The sequence below is a fragment of the Streptococcus equi subsp. zooepidemicus genome (genome assembly GCF_015689395.1).
Lineage (GTDB): Bacteria > Bacillota > Bacilli > Lactobacillales > Streptococcaceae > Streptococcus > Streptococcus equi.
The window spans coordinates 1,272,115-1,289,710 of the sequence record NZ_CP065054.1 but is presented as its reverse complement, the minus strand read 5'-3'; the positions used below and the strand labels follow the sequence as shown (position 1 = coordinate 1,289,710).

Annotated in this window: 17 protein-coding genes, 1 tRNA gene, 1 pseudogene and 1 other annotated feature; of the genes and pseudogenes, 16 read left to right on the top strand and 3 right to left on the bottom strand. The window is 39.7% G+C overall.

Translation table 11 applies throughout. The features are described from left to right. The first annotated feature begins 16 nt into the window (after positions 1-16). Complete coding sequence (rpsA, locus tag I2432_RS06115; protein ID WP_012677836.1) at positions 17-1,219, top strand: 30S ribosomal protein S1; 1,203 nt, start codon at positions 17-19, stop codon at positions 1,217-1,219. 315 nt (positions 1,220-1,534) lie between these two features. Next, positions 1,535-1,606 (top strand) — tRNA-Arg (locus tag I2432_RS06110). Between the two features lie 57 nt (positions 1,607-1,663). Here the strand turns inward: I2432_RS06110 and I2432_RS06105 are convergent. After that, a pseudogene (locus tag I2432_RS06105) lies at positions 1,664-3,013 on the bottom strand (IS3 family transposase). A 271-nt stretch (positions 3,014-3,284) separates the two neighbouring features. Here I2432_RS06105 and I2432_RS06100 point away from each other — a divergent pair. The 3 genes from I2432_RS06100 (at position 3,285) to I2432_RS06090 (ending at position 5,947) form a co-directional block, all read left to right on the top strand. Then, on the top strand, positions 3,285-4,151 hold the full coding sequence (locus I2432_RS06100) for a helix-turn-helix domain-containing protein (RefSeq protein WP_038674231.1): 867 nt from the start codon (positions 3,285-3,287) through the stop codon (positions 4,149-4,151). A 318-nt stretch (positions 4,152-4,469) separates the two neighbouring features. Beyond that, the gene (locus I2432_RS06095; RefSeq protein WP_043029806.1) at positions 4,470-4,655 is read left to right on the top strand and encodes a hypothetical protein; all 186 of its coding nucleotides are present in this window, start codon (positions 4,470-4,472) and stop codon (positions 4,653-4,655) included. A gap of 71 nt (positions 4,656-4,726) precedes the next feature. Then, a complete protein-coding gene (locus tag I2432_RS06090; protein ID WP_138119407.1) occupies positions 4,727-5,947 on the top strand; it encodes an MFS transporter in 1,221 nt (406 codons plus the stop codon). A 291-nt stretch (positions 5,948-6,238) separates the two neighbouring features. Here I2432_RS06090 and I2432_RS06085 read toward each other — a convergent pair whose 3' ends face one another. Next, positions 6,239-6,856 (bottom strand): DUF3862 domain-containing protein, encoded by a 618-nt coding sequence (locus tag I2432_RS06085; protein WP_037580818.1) that lies wholly within the window; start codon positions 6,854-6,856, stop codon positions 6,239-6,241. A gap of 265 nt (positions 6,857-7,121) precedes the next feature. On the opposite strand from I2432_RS06085, the gene I2432_RS06080 reads away from it, so the two are divergent. The 7 genes from I2432_RS06080 to I2432_RS06050 all read left to right on the top strand — a co-directional run bounded on the left by I2432_RS06080 (position 7,122) and on the right by I2432_RS06050 (position 12,421). After that, positions 7,122-8,315 carry a CapA family protein gene (locus tag I2432_RS06080; RefSeq protein WP_206158668.1) on the top strand — a complete coding sequence of 398 codons (1,194 nt, stop codon included), beginning with the start codon at positions 7,122-7,124 and terminating at the stop codon, positions 8,313-8,315. A 121-nt stretch (positions 8,316-8,436) separates the two neighbouring features. Next, positions 8,437-8,511: a sequence feature (ribosomal protein L21 leader region), on the top strand. Positions 8,512-8,544: 33 nt separating this feature from the next. Next, positions 8,545-8,859, top strand: coding sequence for a 50S ribosomal protein L21 (rplU, locus tag I2432_RS06075; RefSeq protein WP_012515752.1), 315 nt, complete (start codon positions 8,545-8,547; stop codon positions 8,857-8,859). A gap of 12 nt (positions 8,860-8,871) precedes the next feature. After that, positions 8,872-9,204 carry a ribosomal-processing cysteine protease Prp gene (locus tag I2432_RS06070; RefSeq protein WP_012515751.1) on the top strand — a complete coding sequence of 111 codons (333 nt, stop codon included), beginning with the start codon at positions 8,872-8,874 and terminating at the stop codon, positions 9,202-9,204. 21 nt (positions 9,205-9,225) lie between these two features. Continuing rightward, positions 9,226-9,519 carry a 50S ribosomal protein L27 gene (gene rpmA, locus I2432_RS06065; protein ID WP_012677843.1) on the top strand — a complete coding sequence of 98 codons (294 nt, stop codon included), beginning with the start codon at positions 9,226-9,228 and terminating at the stop codon, positions 9,517-9,519. A gap of 405 nt (positions 9,520-9,924) precedes the next feature. Then, a complete protein-coding gene (locus I2432_RS06060; RefSeq protein ID WP_206158667.1) occupies positions 9,925-10,833 on the top strand; it encodes a LysR family transcriptional regulator in 909 nt (302 codons plus the stop codon). 249 nt (positions 10,834-11,082) lie between these two features. After that, positions 11,083-11,541 carry a signal peptidase II gene (gene lspA, locus I2432_RS06055; protein ID WP_021320845.1) on the top strand — a complete coding sequence of 153 codons (459 nt, stop codon included), beginning with the start codon at positions 11,083-11,085 and terminating at the stop codon, positions 11,539-11,541. Further along, positions 11,531-12,421, top strand: a complete 891-nt coding sequence (locus I2432_RS06050; protein WP_115251017.1) for an RluA family pseudouridine synthase — start codon at positions 11,531-11,533, stop codon at positions 12,419-12,421. Before lspA ends, I2432_RS06050 begins: the two co-directional genes overlap by 11 nt. An 81-nt stretch (positions 12,422-12,502) precedes the next feature. Here I2432_RS06050 and I2432_RS06045 read toward each other — a convergent pair whose 3' ends face one another. Further along, positions 12,503-13,120, bottom strand: a complete 618-nt coding sequence (locus tag I2432_RS06045) for a TVP38/TMEM64 family protein (RefSeq protein ID WP_414603542.1) — start codon at positions 13,118-13,120, stop codon at positions 12,503-12,505. A 356-nt stretch (positions 13,121-13,476) separates the two neighbouring features. Here I2432_RS06045 and pyrR point away from each other — a divergent pair, with 356 nt between their 5' ends. The 4 genes from pyrR to I2432_RS06025 are packed head-to-tail and all read left to right on the top strand — an operon-like array spanning position 13,477 to position 17,380. Beyond that, positions 13,477-13,998: a bifunctional pyr operon transcriptional regulator/uracil phosphoribosyltransferase PyrR gene (gene pyrR, locus I2432_RS06040; RefSeq protein WP_012677848.1), complete on the top strand. Its 522-nt coding sequence runs from the start codon at positions 13,477-13,479 to the stop codon at positions 13,996-13,998. Positions 13,999-14,013: 15 nt separating this feature from the next. Next, positions 14,014-15,273 (top strand): uracil-xanthine permease family protein, encoded by a 1,260-nt coding sequence (locus I2432_RS06035; protein ID WP_012677849.1) that lies wholly within the window; start codon positions 14,014-14,016, stop codon positions 15,271-15,273. Between the two features lie 57 nt (positions 15,274-15,330). After that, a complete protein-coding gene (locus I2432_RS06030; protein WP_164336691.1) occupies positions 15,331-16,266 on the top strand; it encodes an aspartate carbamoyltransferase catalytic subunit in 936 nt (311 codons plus the stop codon). Between the two features lie 22 nt (positions 16,267-16,288). After that, the gene (locus I2432_RS06025; protein ID WP_037580927.1) at positions 16,289-17,380 is read left to right on the top strand and encodes a carbamoyl phosphate synthase small subunit; all 1,092 of its coding nucleotides are present in this window, start codon (positions 16,289-16,291) and stop codon (positions 17,378-17,380) included. The last annotated feature ends 216 nt before the right edge of the window (positions 17,381-17,596 follow it).

The window sequence follows — 17,596 nt, the reverse complement described above, 5'->3', positions numbered from 1 at the left end:
TGGAGGATTTTTTAGAATGAATGAATTTGAAGATTTGCTAAACAGTGTTAGCGAAGTCAATCCTGGTGATGTAGTCACTGCGGAGGTTTTGACAGTTGATAACGGTCAAGCAAACGTTGTTATTGAAGGCACAGGTGTTGAAGGCGTTTTGACACTTCGTGAATTGACTAACGATCGTGAAGCTGATATTAATGACTATGTTAAGGCTGGCGACACCGTTGAAGTGCTTGTTCTTCGTCAAGTTGTAGGTAAAGATACTGATACAGTTACTTTCCTAGTATCTAAAAAACGTTTGGAAGCTCGTAAGGCATGGGACAAGCTTATTGGTCGTGAAGGTGAAGTCGTTACTGTTAAGGGGACTCGTGCTGTTAAAGGTGGACTTTCAGTTGAATTTGAAGGGCTTCGCGGATTTATCCCTGCTTCAATGATTGACACTCGTTTTGTTCGCAATACAGAAAAGTTTGTCGGTCAAGAATTTGACGCTAAAATCAAAGAAGTTGATGCAGCAGAAAACCGCTTTATCTTATCACGTCGTGAGGTTGTTGAAGAAGCAGCTAAGCAAGCACGTGACAAAGTCTTTTCAACACTTTCAGAAGGTTCAGTGGTAACTGGTACTGTTGCGCGTTTGACAAGCTTTGGTGCTTTTATTGATCTTGGTGGTGTTGACGGTCTTGTTCACGTAACTGAGCTCTCACATGAGCGTAATGTGTCACCTAAATCTGTTGTTTCTGTTGGTGAAGAGGTTGAGGTGAAGGTACTTGCTCTTGATGAGGAAGCAGGTCGCGTATCACTATCACTTAAAGCAACAACACCTGGACCTTGGGATGGCGTTGAGCAAAAGCTTGCACAAGGTGATGTTATCGAAGGTAAGGTTAAGCGCTTGACTGACTTTGGTGCTTTTGTTGAGGTATTACCTGGCATTGATGGCTTGGTGCACATTTCACAAATCTCACACAAGCGTGTTGAAAATCCAAAGGACGTGCTTACTGTAGGTCAAGAGGTAACTGTTAAGGTTCTTGACGTTAACGCTGCTGATGAGCGTGTATCGTTGTCAATCAAGGCGCTTGAAGAGCGTCCAGCACAAGCAGAGGGTGAAAAAGAAGAAAAACGTCAATCACGTCCACGTCGTCAAAAACGTGAAGCTAAGCGTGATTACGAACTTCCAGAAACACAAACTGGATTTTCAATGGCTGACCTTTTTGGTGATATTGAATTATAATACTAAGAGAAGCTGGGTAATTGCTCAGCTTTTTTATAGTATTTTTTTAGCACACCAATGCATGGAGAAACTGACGTTTTCTGATAGCATTTTCGTAATCAATGTGCTTTTTCAAGAACATTTATGGTATAACTAAACTGTATTTGAACCATTGATGATGTCAAAATATCAAAATATTAAAAATATAGTGATAAAATACAGATGACTAGAAAATAATGACATGCATTTTCGTCATGTGTATGGTGTGATCTTTTTAAAAAAAGGATTTTAAAATACCCACTTTTATGCTATACTGTAGTGGTATGGTTAAAGGTGCCACCTTTAGTGTAATGGATATCACGCAAGATTCCGGTTCTTGAGATGGGGGTTCGATTCCCTCAAGGTGGATAGAAACGATATAAAAAAGCCTCTGTTTGTACTGCCCCCAAAAAGTTGGACGAATAATTATTGAAAGGATTTAGTTCTGTATTGAACAGGACTAAGTCCTTTTAGTTTAGTTTTGATTCGTTTATTGTTGTAGTAAAAGATGTATTCAGTGATTGCTTGTTCGAGCTCATCCAGTGAGTGGTAGGCTTTCTCAAAGCCATAGAACATCTCTGACTTTAAAATGCCAAAGAAGGATTCCATCATCCCATTATCAGGGCTGTTACCCTTGCGAGACATTGATGGACGAATGCCCTTTGATTCTAAAAAATGATGATAGGACTGATGCTGGTATTGCCACCCTTGGTCACTGTGAAGAATCGTTCCGTGATAGGATTGATCTGGAAAAGCCTTCTCAAGCATGGTTTGAACCTGTTTTAAGTCTGGAGACCTAGAGTGTGAAATCAATAATCTCACTGTTGTAACCATCAAGAACAGGCGCTAAATAAAGTTTTTCATCGTTGTTTGGTAAAGCAAACTCTGTCACATCGGTATAACATTTTTCATATGGCTTAGCAGCTTCAAACTGGCGTTGAATCAGATTATCAGCCTTCTTACCAGTCTCGCCTTTGTAAGAGGAATACCTGCGTTTACGACGAATTCGAGCAGCTAATCTCATCTCTTTCATCAAGCGTTGCACTTTCTTGTGATTGACGACAAACCCACGATTCTTGAGTTCTAAATGGATGCGACGGTAACCATAGTTTCCCTTATGCTCCTCATAAATCGCTTTGATTTCAGAGTTGATTGCTTCATCTTTATCTGACTTATCCAATTGCTTGACTTGATAATAATAGGTTGAACGAGCCATCTTAGCGATCTCAAGTAGGAGGTTTAATCGGAATCCTTCTTGGACCATCTCTCTAATTGTTTCTGCCTTTCTCACTCTCTGGCTTCGTCCTGTAAACGAAGCTCCCTCAACTTTTTTAGATAAGCATTCTCCGTTCTAAGGTATTCTAGCTCTTCCTGAAGGCGCTCTAGCTCTGTCATTTCTTCCCAAGTTTTCTTTGGTTTACGGCCCATCTTCGTTGGTCTCCCTCTTTGTTTCTCAAGAATAGTATACCCGTTTTTCTTGTATTGCGCTATCCAATTGAGAAGCATACCAGCATTTGGGAGAGCATACTCAAGAGAGACAGACAGTTGAGACTGACCTTCAAGAAGAACTTTATCAATTATTTCTTGTTTTAATTCTGGAGGATAATACTTATTTTTACCCTTTCTAACAATCTCAACTCCATATCTGTCCATAAGCTTTACCATGTATTTGAGATTAGAAACCTGAATATCATACTGTTGACCAATGCGGGAACAAGACATCCCATTTTTTCTTAGTTCATATATTCTTAATTTATCATCGTAACTTAATTTCATATAAAAAGCACCCCATTGGTAGATTTTCTGTCTAACTTTTGGGGTGCGGGTCATAAATAAGGCTTTTTTGTTATTAAAAAGGAATATAGCTGATTTAGCCCATTTTCTAAAACGCAGCAAGTGCTTATAGCATAAAGCTGAGGCTTTACCTCGGAAAAATAAGATATTTAGTAGCACCAAACGTTGAATTAAAGGCTTATGCAATCAGGACTAGATTTACATTTTTGAGGTTATATACTATACTAAAATGAAAGATTAGAGAGGTATTGACATGCAATATATGGGAGAAATGTTTAAATTACTGCGGACATCGCGACACATATCTTTAAAGGAAGCGACAGGAGATGCATTTTCTCATTCGATGTTAAGCAGATTTGAAAATGGCGAATCCGATATAACAATCTCAAAGCTATTGGTTGGACTCAGCAATATTCGGACAGAGCTGAATGAATTTGTTTATCTAGCAAATGGCTTTAAGCCTTCCCCATATGCTGTCCTAAAGCAAGAGATCTGGGAGGCCATATCAAAAAAAGACCTGTCCAGCTTACATCAATTGTATACAAAAGAGCTGGAGCAGTATCATTTATACAAAAAGGATATCTATTTTTTAAATGCTTTGATGATTAAAAGTCAAATGCTCTTTTTAGATGAGAATATCAAAATGACTCCAGATGAGCAAAGCTTTTTATATGATTATTTGTTTTCAGTGGAGATTTGGGGAATATACGAATTACAATTATTTTCAGATATTTCTCCCTTATTATCCTTGGATGTGTATTTGCGGTATACTCGAGAAATGCTAGGAAGAGTAGACTTTTTTGAGGAGCTTTGGCAGCATCGAAATTTAGTGCACAGCATTTTATTAAATGGGCTGTTTAAAGCTACTCAGGAAAAAAAGCTAGGTATAGCTGCATATTTTGATAACATGATTAACAATCATTTTTTTGAGGAAAATGACACCTACTTAAGAATTGTTTATATGATTGCTGATGGTCAGCACCTATATTGTAAAGGGGAAAAGGAACTAGGCTTAAAGCAAATAAATGACGCCATACACATCTTAAAGACATTAAATTGTGATGAAAGTGCAGCCTATTATTCAGATAGCTTAGAGAAATGGTTAAAGGAAGTTGAATAAATACAATCTAAAGCATTGATAAGCAAAAAATGTTTAGATGCTTAACTAGCAGCAAACAGTGGCTTTTTGAGCTACTGTTTTTTGATTAATGTCAAAACCATGATTTGAACTTATGAACAGTTTAGCTTTGGTGCGGTTTTTGATGATACACTAGACTCATCAAAAATGAAAGGAGATCACAAACATGACTCCATTTGTATACGAGGCTAGTAGATGCTTTGCGCCAGTGAAAGGCTTTGTTGTGACTTGGAAATGTACAATCTACAAACCATAATTTAGTAACTAGTCCTACTAAAAAGACTGAGGAGATGTATTGTTATGAGAAAACCAAGGATTACTAAAAAATGTATCTATAAAGAAGATTCTCGTGAGCGTTCAAGTAGCTTTGAAAAAAGCTTTGAAGCCTACGTGGAAAAGAAAGTTAAGACAATCATAGAGCATCCAGAGAAGTACCCATTTATTCAGCTGGTACATGGTGAAGCATATGACTCTGACAAGCTTTGAATATGTAGAGAGTGTATTTACTAGCTAAGCAGGCAACAATCAACTAAGAAAGGACGTCAACAGGTAACCAAATGAGGGTATTGATTAAAAATGTCGTTTTTAGAACGCTGACAGTTTCAAACTTTTTAAGTGCTTTAGGCTCTTATATTTACAATATTGTTTTTATTATTTATGCAACCACGCTGCCTTATTCTCATATTGCTGTTTTTATAGCCAATATCATCACCATCATTCCTATGGTGTTTACCTTTTGGATTGGCGTCAAAGCAGATAAGACAAAAAGGAAAACAAGAAATCTTATTGTTATTGGTTTTATACAATCTCTTTTATTTACGCTTGTAGCCTTGTTGATGACAAATCAGACGTTCTTGGTATTTGCCTTTGTGGGCTTTTTGAATGTGGTTTCTGATATTCTAAGTGATTACAAAAATGGCTTACGTCTCCCGATAATGCAGAAAAATATTGAATCAGAAAAGCTCTATGAGGCCTATTCTTTTGCTCAATTTATCGGCTACCTCTCTAGTATTGCAGGACAAGCTTTAGGAGTTTGGCTGCTAACGACATCAGGCAACAATTATGCCTTTGTTGCTTTGATAAATGCTATTTCCTTTTTGTTGTCATCTGTTGTGCTTCTTAAAAATCGGCAAAAGCTAAGGCATGATGTCGTTGAAGCTTCTGAAGCAGGTGTTTCATTAATGAAGCAATTTAGGGTAATGTATACAAGCATGACAGAGACCTTTAAAAAGACTGATCATGTCTCTTTTGTAAAGCTACTCTTATCCATTTTGACCTTAAACGCTATTGGAGGAGCAATTAATAGCATTTATCATTTTTATTTGATGGATCATCAGCTATTTCATTTTCATTATGGGCAGTCTATAGTTATTGTTGATGCCGTTACGATTATCGGAGCGATGTTGGGAAATCTAACACCAAAGGATTACTTTTCAAGGCTTTCAATATCAAAGCTAGCACAGACCCAGGGTATAGCATTTTTGCTGGTAGGAGCTTCTAATGCTATGCAATTACCTGCCATCATAGGGGTTTTATGCTTAGCCTTTGCAGCTTATATTATGGGAAAAGCCACACCCAAGCTGGACGCCCTTTTAATGGAAAATCTCCCATCAGATATGCTAGCCCAAAGCAATAGCTTTTTAGGTCTTCTGTTCTCCTTATCACTCCCTGTAGGTGTCTTTATCTTTTCGTTCTTGGCGCTACATAGCATGATCCTATGTTGGATCTCGTTTATAGTGTTCTCCTTAGCAGCTCTTGCTTTTATCCACGCCAAATAGCTATAATATCTGCAGAATAAAAAAGCTCATCATACGCTTAGAGTTAAGCAAAGGTATCTGGTAAAACGAGATCTTATGGTGCTATTGATAGGTCACCACAAAAAAGGTGGTTGTCTGCCATCATAAAGGAAATTCAGTGGCTGCTAGTAAATACTGCCTAGTGAGTAGTAGCTCAGCTTGTTACATATTACTGTCAAGGTCAGCAGCTGCTGGGTCTATCGTTTGAGCTTGATCTTATTAATAATCAAGCTCTTTTTCTTATCAGTAATGTGATTATTGTGCTTTTCAAGACTATTCTTCAAGACCAACCTGTGACATTTCTGTCAACTGGTTATTTTCAAAGGTCAGTGCTATATTGGCACCCTGTGTCTGAGCTTTTAAGCCACTTATCCAAATGGCTTGAATGGTTTCTTTTTCGCTGGAATTAGCTTGGCTATAATTATCTGGCTCAGTCAATAGCTGCTTGACCTCATCATAGGTCATGCCCTTTTTCAAGCTGTTGTAGTCCTTTAAGGATAAGGCTAGGTCTCTGATAAAAGCAAAGTTAGCAATGGTTTTGACAATGCTGCTGTTTTCATAGAGGTTAATATTGACCGTAACATGGTCAAACTGCCATGTGTAGGAGTCAAGAGTAACGCTACCAGCTGCTTTATCTTCGTGCTGACTAGGCTGTCCAAAAATAGCAATTAGCTCCTCAAGGCTTGAGCCACCTTTGAAGTCGGTGCTAGCAGTAGCGAGCTTGACCTTTTCCATATTTGCCCTGATGTCCTGATGCTCTGCTTTTCGGGTATCGGTGATAGCAGTAGCGTCTTTTGTATGGTCTTTTTTCTCTGTATGAGAAGAGCAAGCAGACAAGGAACAGATGAGAAGGGGAAGTAATAGTGAGCGACTGAAAGAATTATGCTTCATGTGACTATCCTGACTAGTTTGATTTTGTTTCATTATACCATATTTTGCATGATCATTATTCAACTATTAGACTTTGTTGAAAGCTATTTAGGCTAAAAGTATATGACATCAACCAAAGAGGAGCAATCCAGTTTTTTAACTAGCTAATACGAGTCTATACTGATGTCTAAGGCATTCTTCTCAAATGGGCATAGCCTTTTCTTTGGGATTTGTTACTAAAAAGTCGTGTTAACATGGTATAATAGACAAAAAGGAGGTTTGACACTTGCTAAAAGATTTTCAGTATAAAAAGACCATGCTTTCAGTGCTTACCTTGATTGTTGCGGCACTTGTTTTTGCTTTAGCTTTTGATTTTTTGGGCATGCCAAAAAAAGGCACACAAACGAAAAGCAAGATACCTCAAAAGACACAAACAGCGCGTGTTGTCGCAAATGGTGATATTTTGATTCATGATATTCTCTATATGAGTGCTAAAAAGGCTGATGGTAGCTATGATTTTAATCCCTATTTTGAGTATGTGAAGGATTGGATTAGTCAGGCTGATTTGGCCATTGGAGACTATGAAGGAACGATCAGCCCAGACTATCCTCTAGCTGGCTATCCTTTGTTTAATGCGCCGGAGGCTATTGCAGCTGCGCTTAAGCATACTGGCTATGATGTGGTTGATTTGGCCCATAACCATATTTTGGACTCAAGATTAGAGGGAGCTCTCAATACCAAGCGTGTTTTTGCTGATATGGGGATAGACAGCGTTGGTATTTATGAGCAGGATCGCTCTAAGGAGAACATTCTCATTAAAAAGGTTAATGGGATTAAGATTGCAATATTGGGCTATTCATATGGCTATAACGGAATGGAGGCTACACTCAGTCAGGAGGAGTATGATAAGCACCTGTCTGACCTTAATGAGGACAGAATCCAAAAAGACCTCATACGTGCTGAAAAAGAGGCAGACATTACCATTGTTATGCCTCAGATGGGCACAGAGTATGCTTTAGAGCCAACAGCTGAGCAAAAAACTCTTTATCGAAAAATGATTGACTGGGGTGCTGATGTTGTCTTAGGAGGTCACCCCCACGTCGTAGAGCCGGCAGAGACGATTGTTAAGGATAAGGAAAAGAAATTTATTATCTATTCAATGGGTAATTTCATTTCCAATCAGCGCCTAGAGACTGTTGATGATATTTGGACAGAGCGCGGCGTGCTAATGGATCTTACCTTTGAGAAGAAGGGGCAAAAAACAAAAATAAAAACAGTAAAGGCTCACCCGACAATGGTTTTAGCTAAGCCTAAGGGCCTCTATGGTAGTGAAGGCTATGAGTTATATAGCTATCGTACCATGGTTTTGGAGGACTTTATCAAAGGCGGCAGGTATTATGATAAGATTGATCCCGAAACGCAAGAAAAAGCAGCCATTGCTTATAAAGAAATGAATGCCCTGGTTAACCTAAAATGGTAAAGCATTGCTAGCCTTTACATAGCTGTGACTATGTATAGCTTAAGATTTTAGGAAGATAAAAGCATATTTTCCTTGATAAAAAACAAATTTGATGTTAAAATTGTAATGTTGACTAAGTGCACGTCCTGTGCAACCGCACGAAAATCGTTTTCAAGTAGATTGGCTCTCACGATTCTAGGCGAGTCTTCACAGAGGGAAACCTCATCAAAAATCTTATAGGAGGTGCATCATGAGCACATATGCAATCATCAAAACTGGTGGAAAACAGGTTAAAGTTGAAGTAGGTCAAGCAATCTACGTTGAGAAAATTGACGCTGAAGCTGGCGCAGAAATCACTTTTAACGAGGTTGTTCTCGTAGGTGGTGATAAGACTGTCGTTGGTACTCCAGTTGTTGAGGGAGCTACTGTAGTTGGAACTGTTGAAAAGCAAGGAAAACAAAAGAAGGTTGTCACTTTTAAATACAAGCCTAAAAAAGGTAGCCACCGTAAGCAAGGTCATCGTCAGCCTTACACTAAAGTTGTGATTAACGCTATCAAGGCATAATTCTAGTTTGACATGATTAAAGTACGGTTAACAAAAGACGCAGCTGGCTGGACTGAGATGCTTATCACAGGACATGCTGGAAGCGGTGAGTACGGCTTTGATGTAGTTTGTGCTTCGGTTTCAGTTTTGGCCTTCAATCTTGTTAATTCGGTTGAACAGATGACAGGTCTTGAGCCAGCACTAGAAATCGTCGATGATGGTGGATTCCTAAGGGTGACAAAGCCTGAGGGATTTACTGAGCAACAAGAGCAGGTATGGCAAATTCTCTTTGAGTCTGTTGTGATTGGCTTAGAGAATTTAGCAGAGCATTCATCAGAATATGTTCAAAAGCCTGTGATGAATTAAATTCAACGAGAGGAAATTCAAATGGTTAAACTTAATCTTTCTAACTTGCAGCACTTCGCCCACAAAAAAGGTGGAGGTTCAACTTCTAACGGACGTGATTCACAAGCAAAACGTCTTGGTGCTAAAGCAGCTGATGGACAAACAGTTTCAGGCGGCTCAATCCTTTACCGTCAACGTGGCACACATATCTATCCTGGTGTTAATGTTGGTCGTGGCGGAGACGATACTCTTTTTGCTAAGGTTGAAGGTGTTGTACGCTTTGAGCGTAAAGGACGCGATAAGAAACAAGTTTCTGTATACCCAATCGCAAAATAATGTGCTAAAAAGGCATGATATAAGGCTGTTCTATACTTTGGGATAGCCTTTTTTGTATTGTGACGCTACTTTACTGTAATAGTTGCCTATAAATAACTCCTAGACAGTAAAATCCTGAAATGGCTTATTAGCTAGATGTAGCCAATTCTCAGTCCTTGGAGAGATAGGATAAGCCCATAAAAATCTCGGTGTGATTTTCTGTGATTTAAGGCTTACTTCTTTCAAAAGTATAACTTATAGTAAGGCTGTTTTCTATAGCTAAATATGATAGAACACTATTGAAAAAGTCAATGATGTTTCCTGATTATTTGTACATACGTTTGTCATGGTTAGGACGGAAGCCTTTGTTTTTTATTAGCTAGCTTTATGGTATAATGAAGGGTACTAGATTTAGGAAGTGGATTAATGAATATTCAACAATTACGATATGTGGTTGCTATTGCAAATAATGGTACCTTTCGTGAGGCTGCTTCAAAGCTATTTGTTAGTCAGCCCAGTTTATCTGTTTCAGTCAAGGATTTAGAGACAGAGCTTGGCTTTCAGATCTTTCGTAGGACAACAACAGGAACTGTGTTAACCAGCCAGGGGCTTTTATTCTATGAAAAAGCCTTAGAGGTTGTTAAGTGCTTTGATTCACTGGAAAAGGAGTTTTCTCAATCGGCTTTAGAGCCAAATGAATTTTCAGTTGCGAGCCAGCATTATGATTTTTTACCAGCCTTAATAACGGCATTTGCTGGGGAGCATGATGGGCATAAGGTTTTTAGAGTTTTTGAGTCAACGACGATGCAAATTTTAGATGAGGTGGCTCAGGGAAATAGTGAGCTTGGGATTATCTACCTTAATGCACAAAACCGTCAGGGGCTTTTTCAGCGAATGGATAAGCTGGCTTTGGATTATGTTGAATTGCTGTCCTTTACAACCCACATTTACCTATCAAAAAGCCACCCATTGGCCCAAAGGAAAGCCCTTTTCTTAGAGGATTTGCAAGGGTTACCAGCAGTACGCTTTACTCAAGAAAAGGAAGAGTATCTTTATTATTCAGAGAATTTTATTGATACAAGCAAGAGCTCTCATATATACACTGTGTCAGATAGGGCAACCTTAAATGGCATTTTAGAAAGGACAGCTGCCTTTGCAACAGGATCTGGATTTTTAGATCAGCAAAGTGTTAATGGCATCAAGGTTATTCCTTTGCATGATCATATGGAGCATAAAATGATCTATGTCAAACGTAGGGATAAGAACCTATCTGCTGCGGCTTTACATTTTGTTACCATTTTACAGGATTATTTTGAGCATAGAAAAAGAAACTAAACTATGGATAACAGGACTTAGCTCTGGCCTGGATACGACTTAAGCAAGCTGCTGTGACGAGACTTATTGGTATAAGGTCAAGTCTAGAGCTACTGTGTGGTTGACTATAAATGATGCTAAAAGGCTATTAGTACACCAGCTCTTTGGAGGCTTTGAGGTTAAGTACGCTATAGAGGCTGCTAGCTGTTGTTGCTCTTTTGAAGTCATCAAGGTAATCTCTTGTTTTTAAGCTGAAAGGAATAGGATTAGTTGAAAAGAATTAGTTTTGTTATAGCTGCCATTGTCTTAATGATACTGGATCAGCTAAGTAAATGGTGGACTGTTACACATATTGAGCTAGGGCAGGTGAAGCCCTTTATACCAGGCTTGGTGAGCTTAACCTATCTTCAAAATCGAGGAGCAGCTTTTTCAATCTTACAGAATCAACAGTGGTTCTTTACAATCATAACTATTTTGGTGGTTGGCTATGCCATTTATTATGTACTGAAGCACCCCAAGGCTAGCTTTTGGCTGCAGCTCTCTTTATTGCTGATTATATCTGGAGGTCTTGGGAATTTTATTGACCGTATGAGGTTATCCTATGTGGTTGATATGATTCATTTAGATGTGATCAATTTTGCCATTTTTAATGTGGCAGATTCTTATTTGACGGTAGGTGTTTTGCTATTAGTCATTTGTCTATGGAAAGAAGAGGACTATGGAAATTAAGATGACAGAATCAGGTCATCGCCTGGATAAGGCCTTGGCTGATTTGACCCCATTATCAAGAAGTCAGGCTAATGATCAGATCAAGCAAAAAAGGGTATTGGTCAATGGCTCACCTAAGAAGGCCAAGTATATTGTGCAGGTCGGTGATTGCATTAGCTATCATATTCCAGAGGAAAGCAGCTTGGACTATCAGGCTCAGGATATACCACTAGATATTGTCTACCAAGATGATGTATTGGCCATTATTAATAAGCCTCAGGGAATGGTTGTTCACCCTTCTGCAGGGCATTCTACAGGGACGCTGGTCAATGCTTTGCTCTATCACGTAAAAGACTTGTCCTCTATTAATGGTGTTATCCGTCCAGGAATTGTGCATAGAATTGATAAGGATACCTCTGGCCTTTTAATGGTTGCCAAGACTGATAAGGCCCATCAGCTACTAGCTGATGAGCTTAAGGCTAAGAAATCCTTACGAAAGTATGTGGCCATTGTTCATGGTAATTTACCAAAGGATCGAGGTGTTATTGAAGCTCCGATTGGCCGTAGTGACAAGGATCGTAAAAAACAGACTGTAACTGCTAAGGGCAAGGAAGCCTTGACTCGCTTTAAGGTCTTGGAGCGCTTTGGCCGTTACAGCTTAGTAGAATTGCAATTGGAAACAGGTCGAACTCATCAAATTCGTGTTCACATGGCTTATATTGGTCACCCTCTTGCAGGAGATCCGCTCTACGGTCCTCGTAAGACCTTGGCTGGCAATGGGCAGTTTCTTCATGCGCAAACATTAGGACTAACCCACCCTGTGACAGGAGAGGAGCTGGTCTTTACTGTTGAGCCACCAGAAATCTTCCAAAGGACTTTGGAGCAACTAAGACAAGAATAAAAAGCTGGTACTAAGCTGAGCGCCTTTTTGATTGGAATACTGTATTCCAATCAGGCTTGATAGCTTAATACTAGCTTTTTTTTAGGATTGCAATACCTGTCCAACGATTTGTATTCCTTGGTAAGCAAGAAGGGTGTAGATATAAAGAGTGATTGGCTTTGATATGAGAAAAATACTGGTAAATGTTTTGACAGACATGCTGCTTAGTCCAGCTACCATACAGAGAAAATCATCTGGAAAGCCAGGGAGAATAAAGGCTGTTATGAGAAATCGTTCAAAATACTTGCCTTTATTGAGGTAAGGAATGTATTTGTTATAGGTATCATCTGATACAAAGGCTTTAGCAAACTGTTCACCATATTTTCTAGCGAGTATAAAGCTAAGCAGCGAACCAATAAAAATACCTAGAGTATTATAAAGAAATCCCCAAAATGGCCCAAAGACTACATGCCCTAAAACACAGGTCAAGCCTCCAGGGATGACAGGGTAAACCACCTGAATGATTTGAAGCAGTATAAACAAACAGGGTGCTAGGATACCAAGTTCCATAAGATAGGTCTGAAAAGGACCGCCAACTGCAAAAAGATTAGGGTGCTGCTGCAGATAGAACAAAATAACGATGGTAACAATAATGCCTAGAATGGTAGTGATTTGAATCAGTTGCTTATGGTTAATCTTTCTAGTTATATCATTCATCATAAACGCTCTCCTTTGTGTTTGATATTATTGTACTATTGTTTTGATACAAATGCAATAGGTCTTAAGACCTATTTTTGGAATTGTGTTGGAGGATTGCTGATGACCTTAGTAGCATTTTCCTTGGTGCTGTGATAGCTCTATATATTTTGAATTATTTTTTAGAAAATCCTTGTTTTTGGCTTGTGATTTTGCTATACTAATGAAAATAAAATATTCCTTTAAAACAGTCCTGTGAGGCTGGCAAGGAGCATGTTCTGAATAAAAAGTACACAGTTATGTCTAGTTGTGTGCCTATTTGCTGAATCTCCTTGTTAACAGGGAGATTTTTTTAGTTGAATTTTTTGAGGAGGCCTTGAATGAAATCAAAGGTAATTGTTGATGAGCTAACCATGAAGCGTGCGATCACGCGGATTACGTACGAGATTATTGAGCGCAACAAGCAGCTGGACAATGTGGTGCTTGTAGGGATTAAAACAAGAGGTGTTTACCTTGCTCGTCGTATTCAAGAAAGGTTAGAGCAGCTAGAGAGCCTGCACCTGGCAGTTGGAGAGTTAGATACCAAGCCCTTCAGAGATGACATGAGAGTAGAGGAGGATACCACCAGCATGCCGGTAGATATTACCGGCAAGGATATTATCCTAGTAGATGACGTGCTTTATACTGGCAGAACTATTCGGGCAGCTATTGACAATTTGGTTAGCTTAGGGCGTCCTGGACGTGTTAGCTTGGCTGTTTTGGTGGATCGAGGTCATCGTGAATTACCAATTCGGGCTGATTATGTTGGAAAGAATATTCCAACAAGCAAGACAGAAGAGATTGTCGTTGAGGTGGTTGAGGTTGACGGTCAAGACCGTATTAGTATTGTTGATCCGGGATAAGAAAGAGGTGATTGTGTGAAAGATGTCATTTATGATGTAGAAGAAGTGCCAAAGGCAGGGATTTTGCTTGGCCTGTCCTTCCAGCATTTATTTGCTATGTTTGGAGCAACTGTTTTGGTTCCAATTTTGGTTGGGATTGATCCGTCAGTTGCCCTCTTATCAAGTGGACTTGGGACTCTGGCGCATTTGTCAGTAACAACATTTAAAATTCCCGCTTATATGGGCTCAAGCTTTGCTTATATTGCAGCCATGCAAATGCTAATGAAAACAGATGGTATTGGTGCAGTTGCACAGGGAGCGATTACAGGTGGCCTGGTTTATCTGGTTGTAGCACTGGTGGTGAAGGCGATTGGCAATGAATGGATCGATAAGATCTTACCTCCAGTTGTGGTTGGTCCCATTGTTATGGTGATCGGTCTTAGCTTGGCCTCAACAGCAGTTAGTGATGTCATGCTAAAGGATGGAAAGTATAACCTGTTATACCTTTTGATTGGTCTTGTCACCTTATTAGCGATTATTTTCTTTAACATTTATGGTAAAGGGATTGTCGCCATCATTCCTATTTTGTTGGGCTTATTGGTTGGCTATTTGTTTGCGATCCTTGTTGGTATGGTGACGGGTCAGTCTATTGTTGACTTTACACAGGTTGCTAAGGCCCAATGGCTCAGTGTTCCAGCTGTGGCTATCCCCTTTTTAACCTATGACATTACCTTGTATCCTAGTGCTATTTTAACGATGGCCCCGATTGCCTTTGTCACCATGACAGAGCATTTCGGTCATATCATGGTGCTTAATAGCCTGACTAAAAGAGATTATTTCAAGGATCCTGGCTTGGAAAAAACCTTGACGGGTGATGGCCTTGCACAGGTGATTGCTGGATTTTTAGGAGCGCCTCCGGTAACATCTTATGGTGAAAATATTGGTGTGATGGCCCTCAATAAAATCTTCTCAGTCTATGTTATTGCAGGTGCCGCTGTGATTGCTGGTTTGTTAAGCTTTGTTGGTAAGGTATCAGCACTTATTCAGTCTATTCCTACTCCAGTGATTGGAGGGATTTCGATTGCTCTGTTTGGGGTTATAGCCTCTAGTGGCTTGAAAATCCTGATTGAAGCTAAGGTTGATATGGACAACAAGAAAAACCTATTGATTGCTAGTGTTATTCTGGTTTCTGGTATTGGAGGCCTCATGCTTCAAATCAATGGCCTTCAGATTTCGGGTGTTGCTTTTTCAACGCTTCTTGGCATTATATTGTATCAGCTTCTTCCAGAAAACTAGTGTGTAGCTGTTGTCAATTGTTATCATCATTTCATTATTGGTAAAAGGGGATAAATCATGTCAGTTGTAAATAATCGTGTTGCGCTTAAGCATTTGGTGTCAATGGAGCATTTAACAAATGAAGAGGTTTTAGGACTTATTAGTCGTGGCTCTGAATACAAGGCAGGTAAGGTAGCTATTAAAGATAACAGTAGGCACTTTGCAGCTAATTTATTCTTCGAAAATTCAACAAGAACCCATAAATCCTTTGAGGTTGCTGAGAACAAGCTTGGTCTTAGAGTCCTTGATTTTAACGCTGATACAAGTGCTGTCAATAAAGGGGAAACCTTATATGATACTGTTCTTACCATGAGTGCTCTAGGAACAGAAATCTGCGTGATTCGTCACCCAGAAGATGATTACTATCAGCAGCTTATTGACAGTCCAACGATTACTGCCTCTATCGTTAACGGAGGTGATGGATCAGGTCAGCACCCTAGTCAATGCTTGCTTGATTTGCTAACCATTTATGAAGAATTTGGTCATTTTGATGGCCTAAAGATTGCTATTGCAGGAGATTTGACACATTCTCGTGTGGCTAAATCAAACATGCAGATTCTAAAGCGGCTTGGAGCAGAGCTTTATTTCTATGGACCTGAGCAATGGTATTCGTCTGAATTTGACAGCTATGGAAGGTACATGGCGATTGATCATATTATTGATCAATTAGATGTGTTGATGCTACTTAGAGTGCAGCATGAGCGCCATGATGGTAGTCAAAGCTTTTCAAAGGAAGATTATCATAGACAGTTTGGTTTAACTGAGGAGCGCTACAGGCAATTAAAGGACTCTGCGATTATTATGCACCCGGCACCAGTTAATCGTGATGTAGAGATTGCAGACCATTTAGTAGAGGCTCCAAAGGCAAGAATAGTAGCTCAAATGGCTAATGGTGTCTTTGTCCGTATGGCCATTATCGAAGCGATCCTTAATGGCAGAAACGAAAATGTCTAAAGGTATGTTAGAGGGGGTTAAAATGGCAAAACGGTTACTTATCTTAGAGGAGGGCACCATTTTTGAAGGAAAGCCCTTTGGTGCAGATATTGATGTCACTGGCGAGATTGTCTTTAATACAGGAATGACAGGCTACCAGGAGTCAATCACAGACCAGTCCTATAACGGGCAGCTCTTAGTATTTACCTATCCCCTTGTTGGTAATTATGGTATTAATCGTGATGATTATGAGTCCATTGCCCCAACTTGCAAAGGGGTCATTGTCTCTGAAGTAAGCAGGATAGCTAGCAATTGGCGTCAGCAAATGACCTTGGACGAGTTTTTAAAGCATAAGGGGATTCCAGGCATTTCAGGAATTGATACCAGAGCGTTGACCAAAATCATTCGTCAGCATGGTACGATGAAGGCAACAATGGCAGATGATGGTGATACGCTTGAACACCTAAAGGATCAGCTGCGTGCAACTGTGCTTCCAACTAATGGTATTGAGCAGGTGTCAACCAAGACTGCCTATCCCGCTCCGGGTGTTGGGAAAAATATTGTCTTGGTGGACTTTGGCTTGAAGCATTCCATTTTAAGAGAATTGTCCAAAAGGCAATGTCAGATGACAATAGTCCCCTTTAATATCACAGCAGAAGAGATTCTACAGCTCAACCCAGATGGTCTAATGCTATCAAATGGTCCGGGTAATCCAGAGGATTTGCCGGAGGCCTTGGAGATGATTCGTGGTGTTCAAGGAAAAATTCCGATTTTTGGCATTTGTATGGGCCATCAGCTACTTAGCTTAGCTAATGGCGCTAAGACCTTTAAAATGCCTTTTGGACATCGTGGCTTTAATCATGCCGTCAGAGAAATAGCGACCGGACGTATTGATTTTACTAGTCAAAATCATGGTTATGCTGTTGAGCGCGACAGCTTGCCAGACTGCTTGATGGTTACGCACGAGGAGATTAATGACAAAACTGTTGAAGGGGTGAGACATCGACATGTTCCCGCCTTTTCTGTGCAGTTTCACCCAGACGCTGCACCAGGCCCTCATGATGCTAGCTATCTATTTGATGAATTTTTAGATATGATTGACGCCTGGCAGCTAGAGCAGCAAGGTAAATGTTAATCAAGTGTGCTAGCAGATCAAAAAGCAAGCACCAAAAGCTTGATCTGCTGTCATGAAACAGCTTGAGTCAGGCAGCAGATAGACTAGTGGGAAATGATCGCTCTGCCGCGGGTTATGGCTAGTATTTGCTGGCAAGATCGCCCTCTTTAGAAGTAAAAGGACTATATCAATTAAGTCATCTATACTTGCTGAGCTAAGGGTTACTTGATCTTGTAC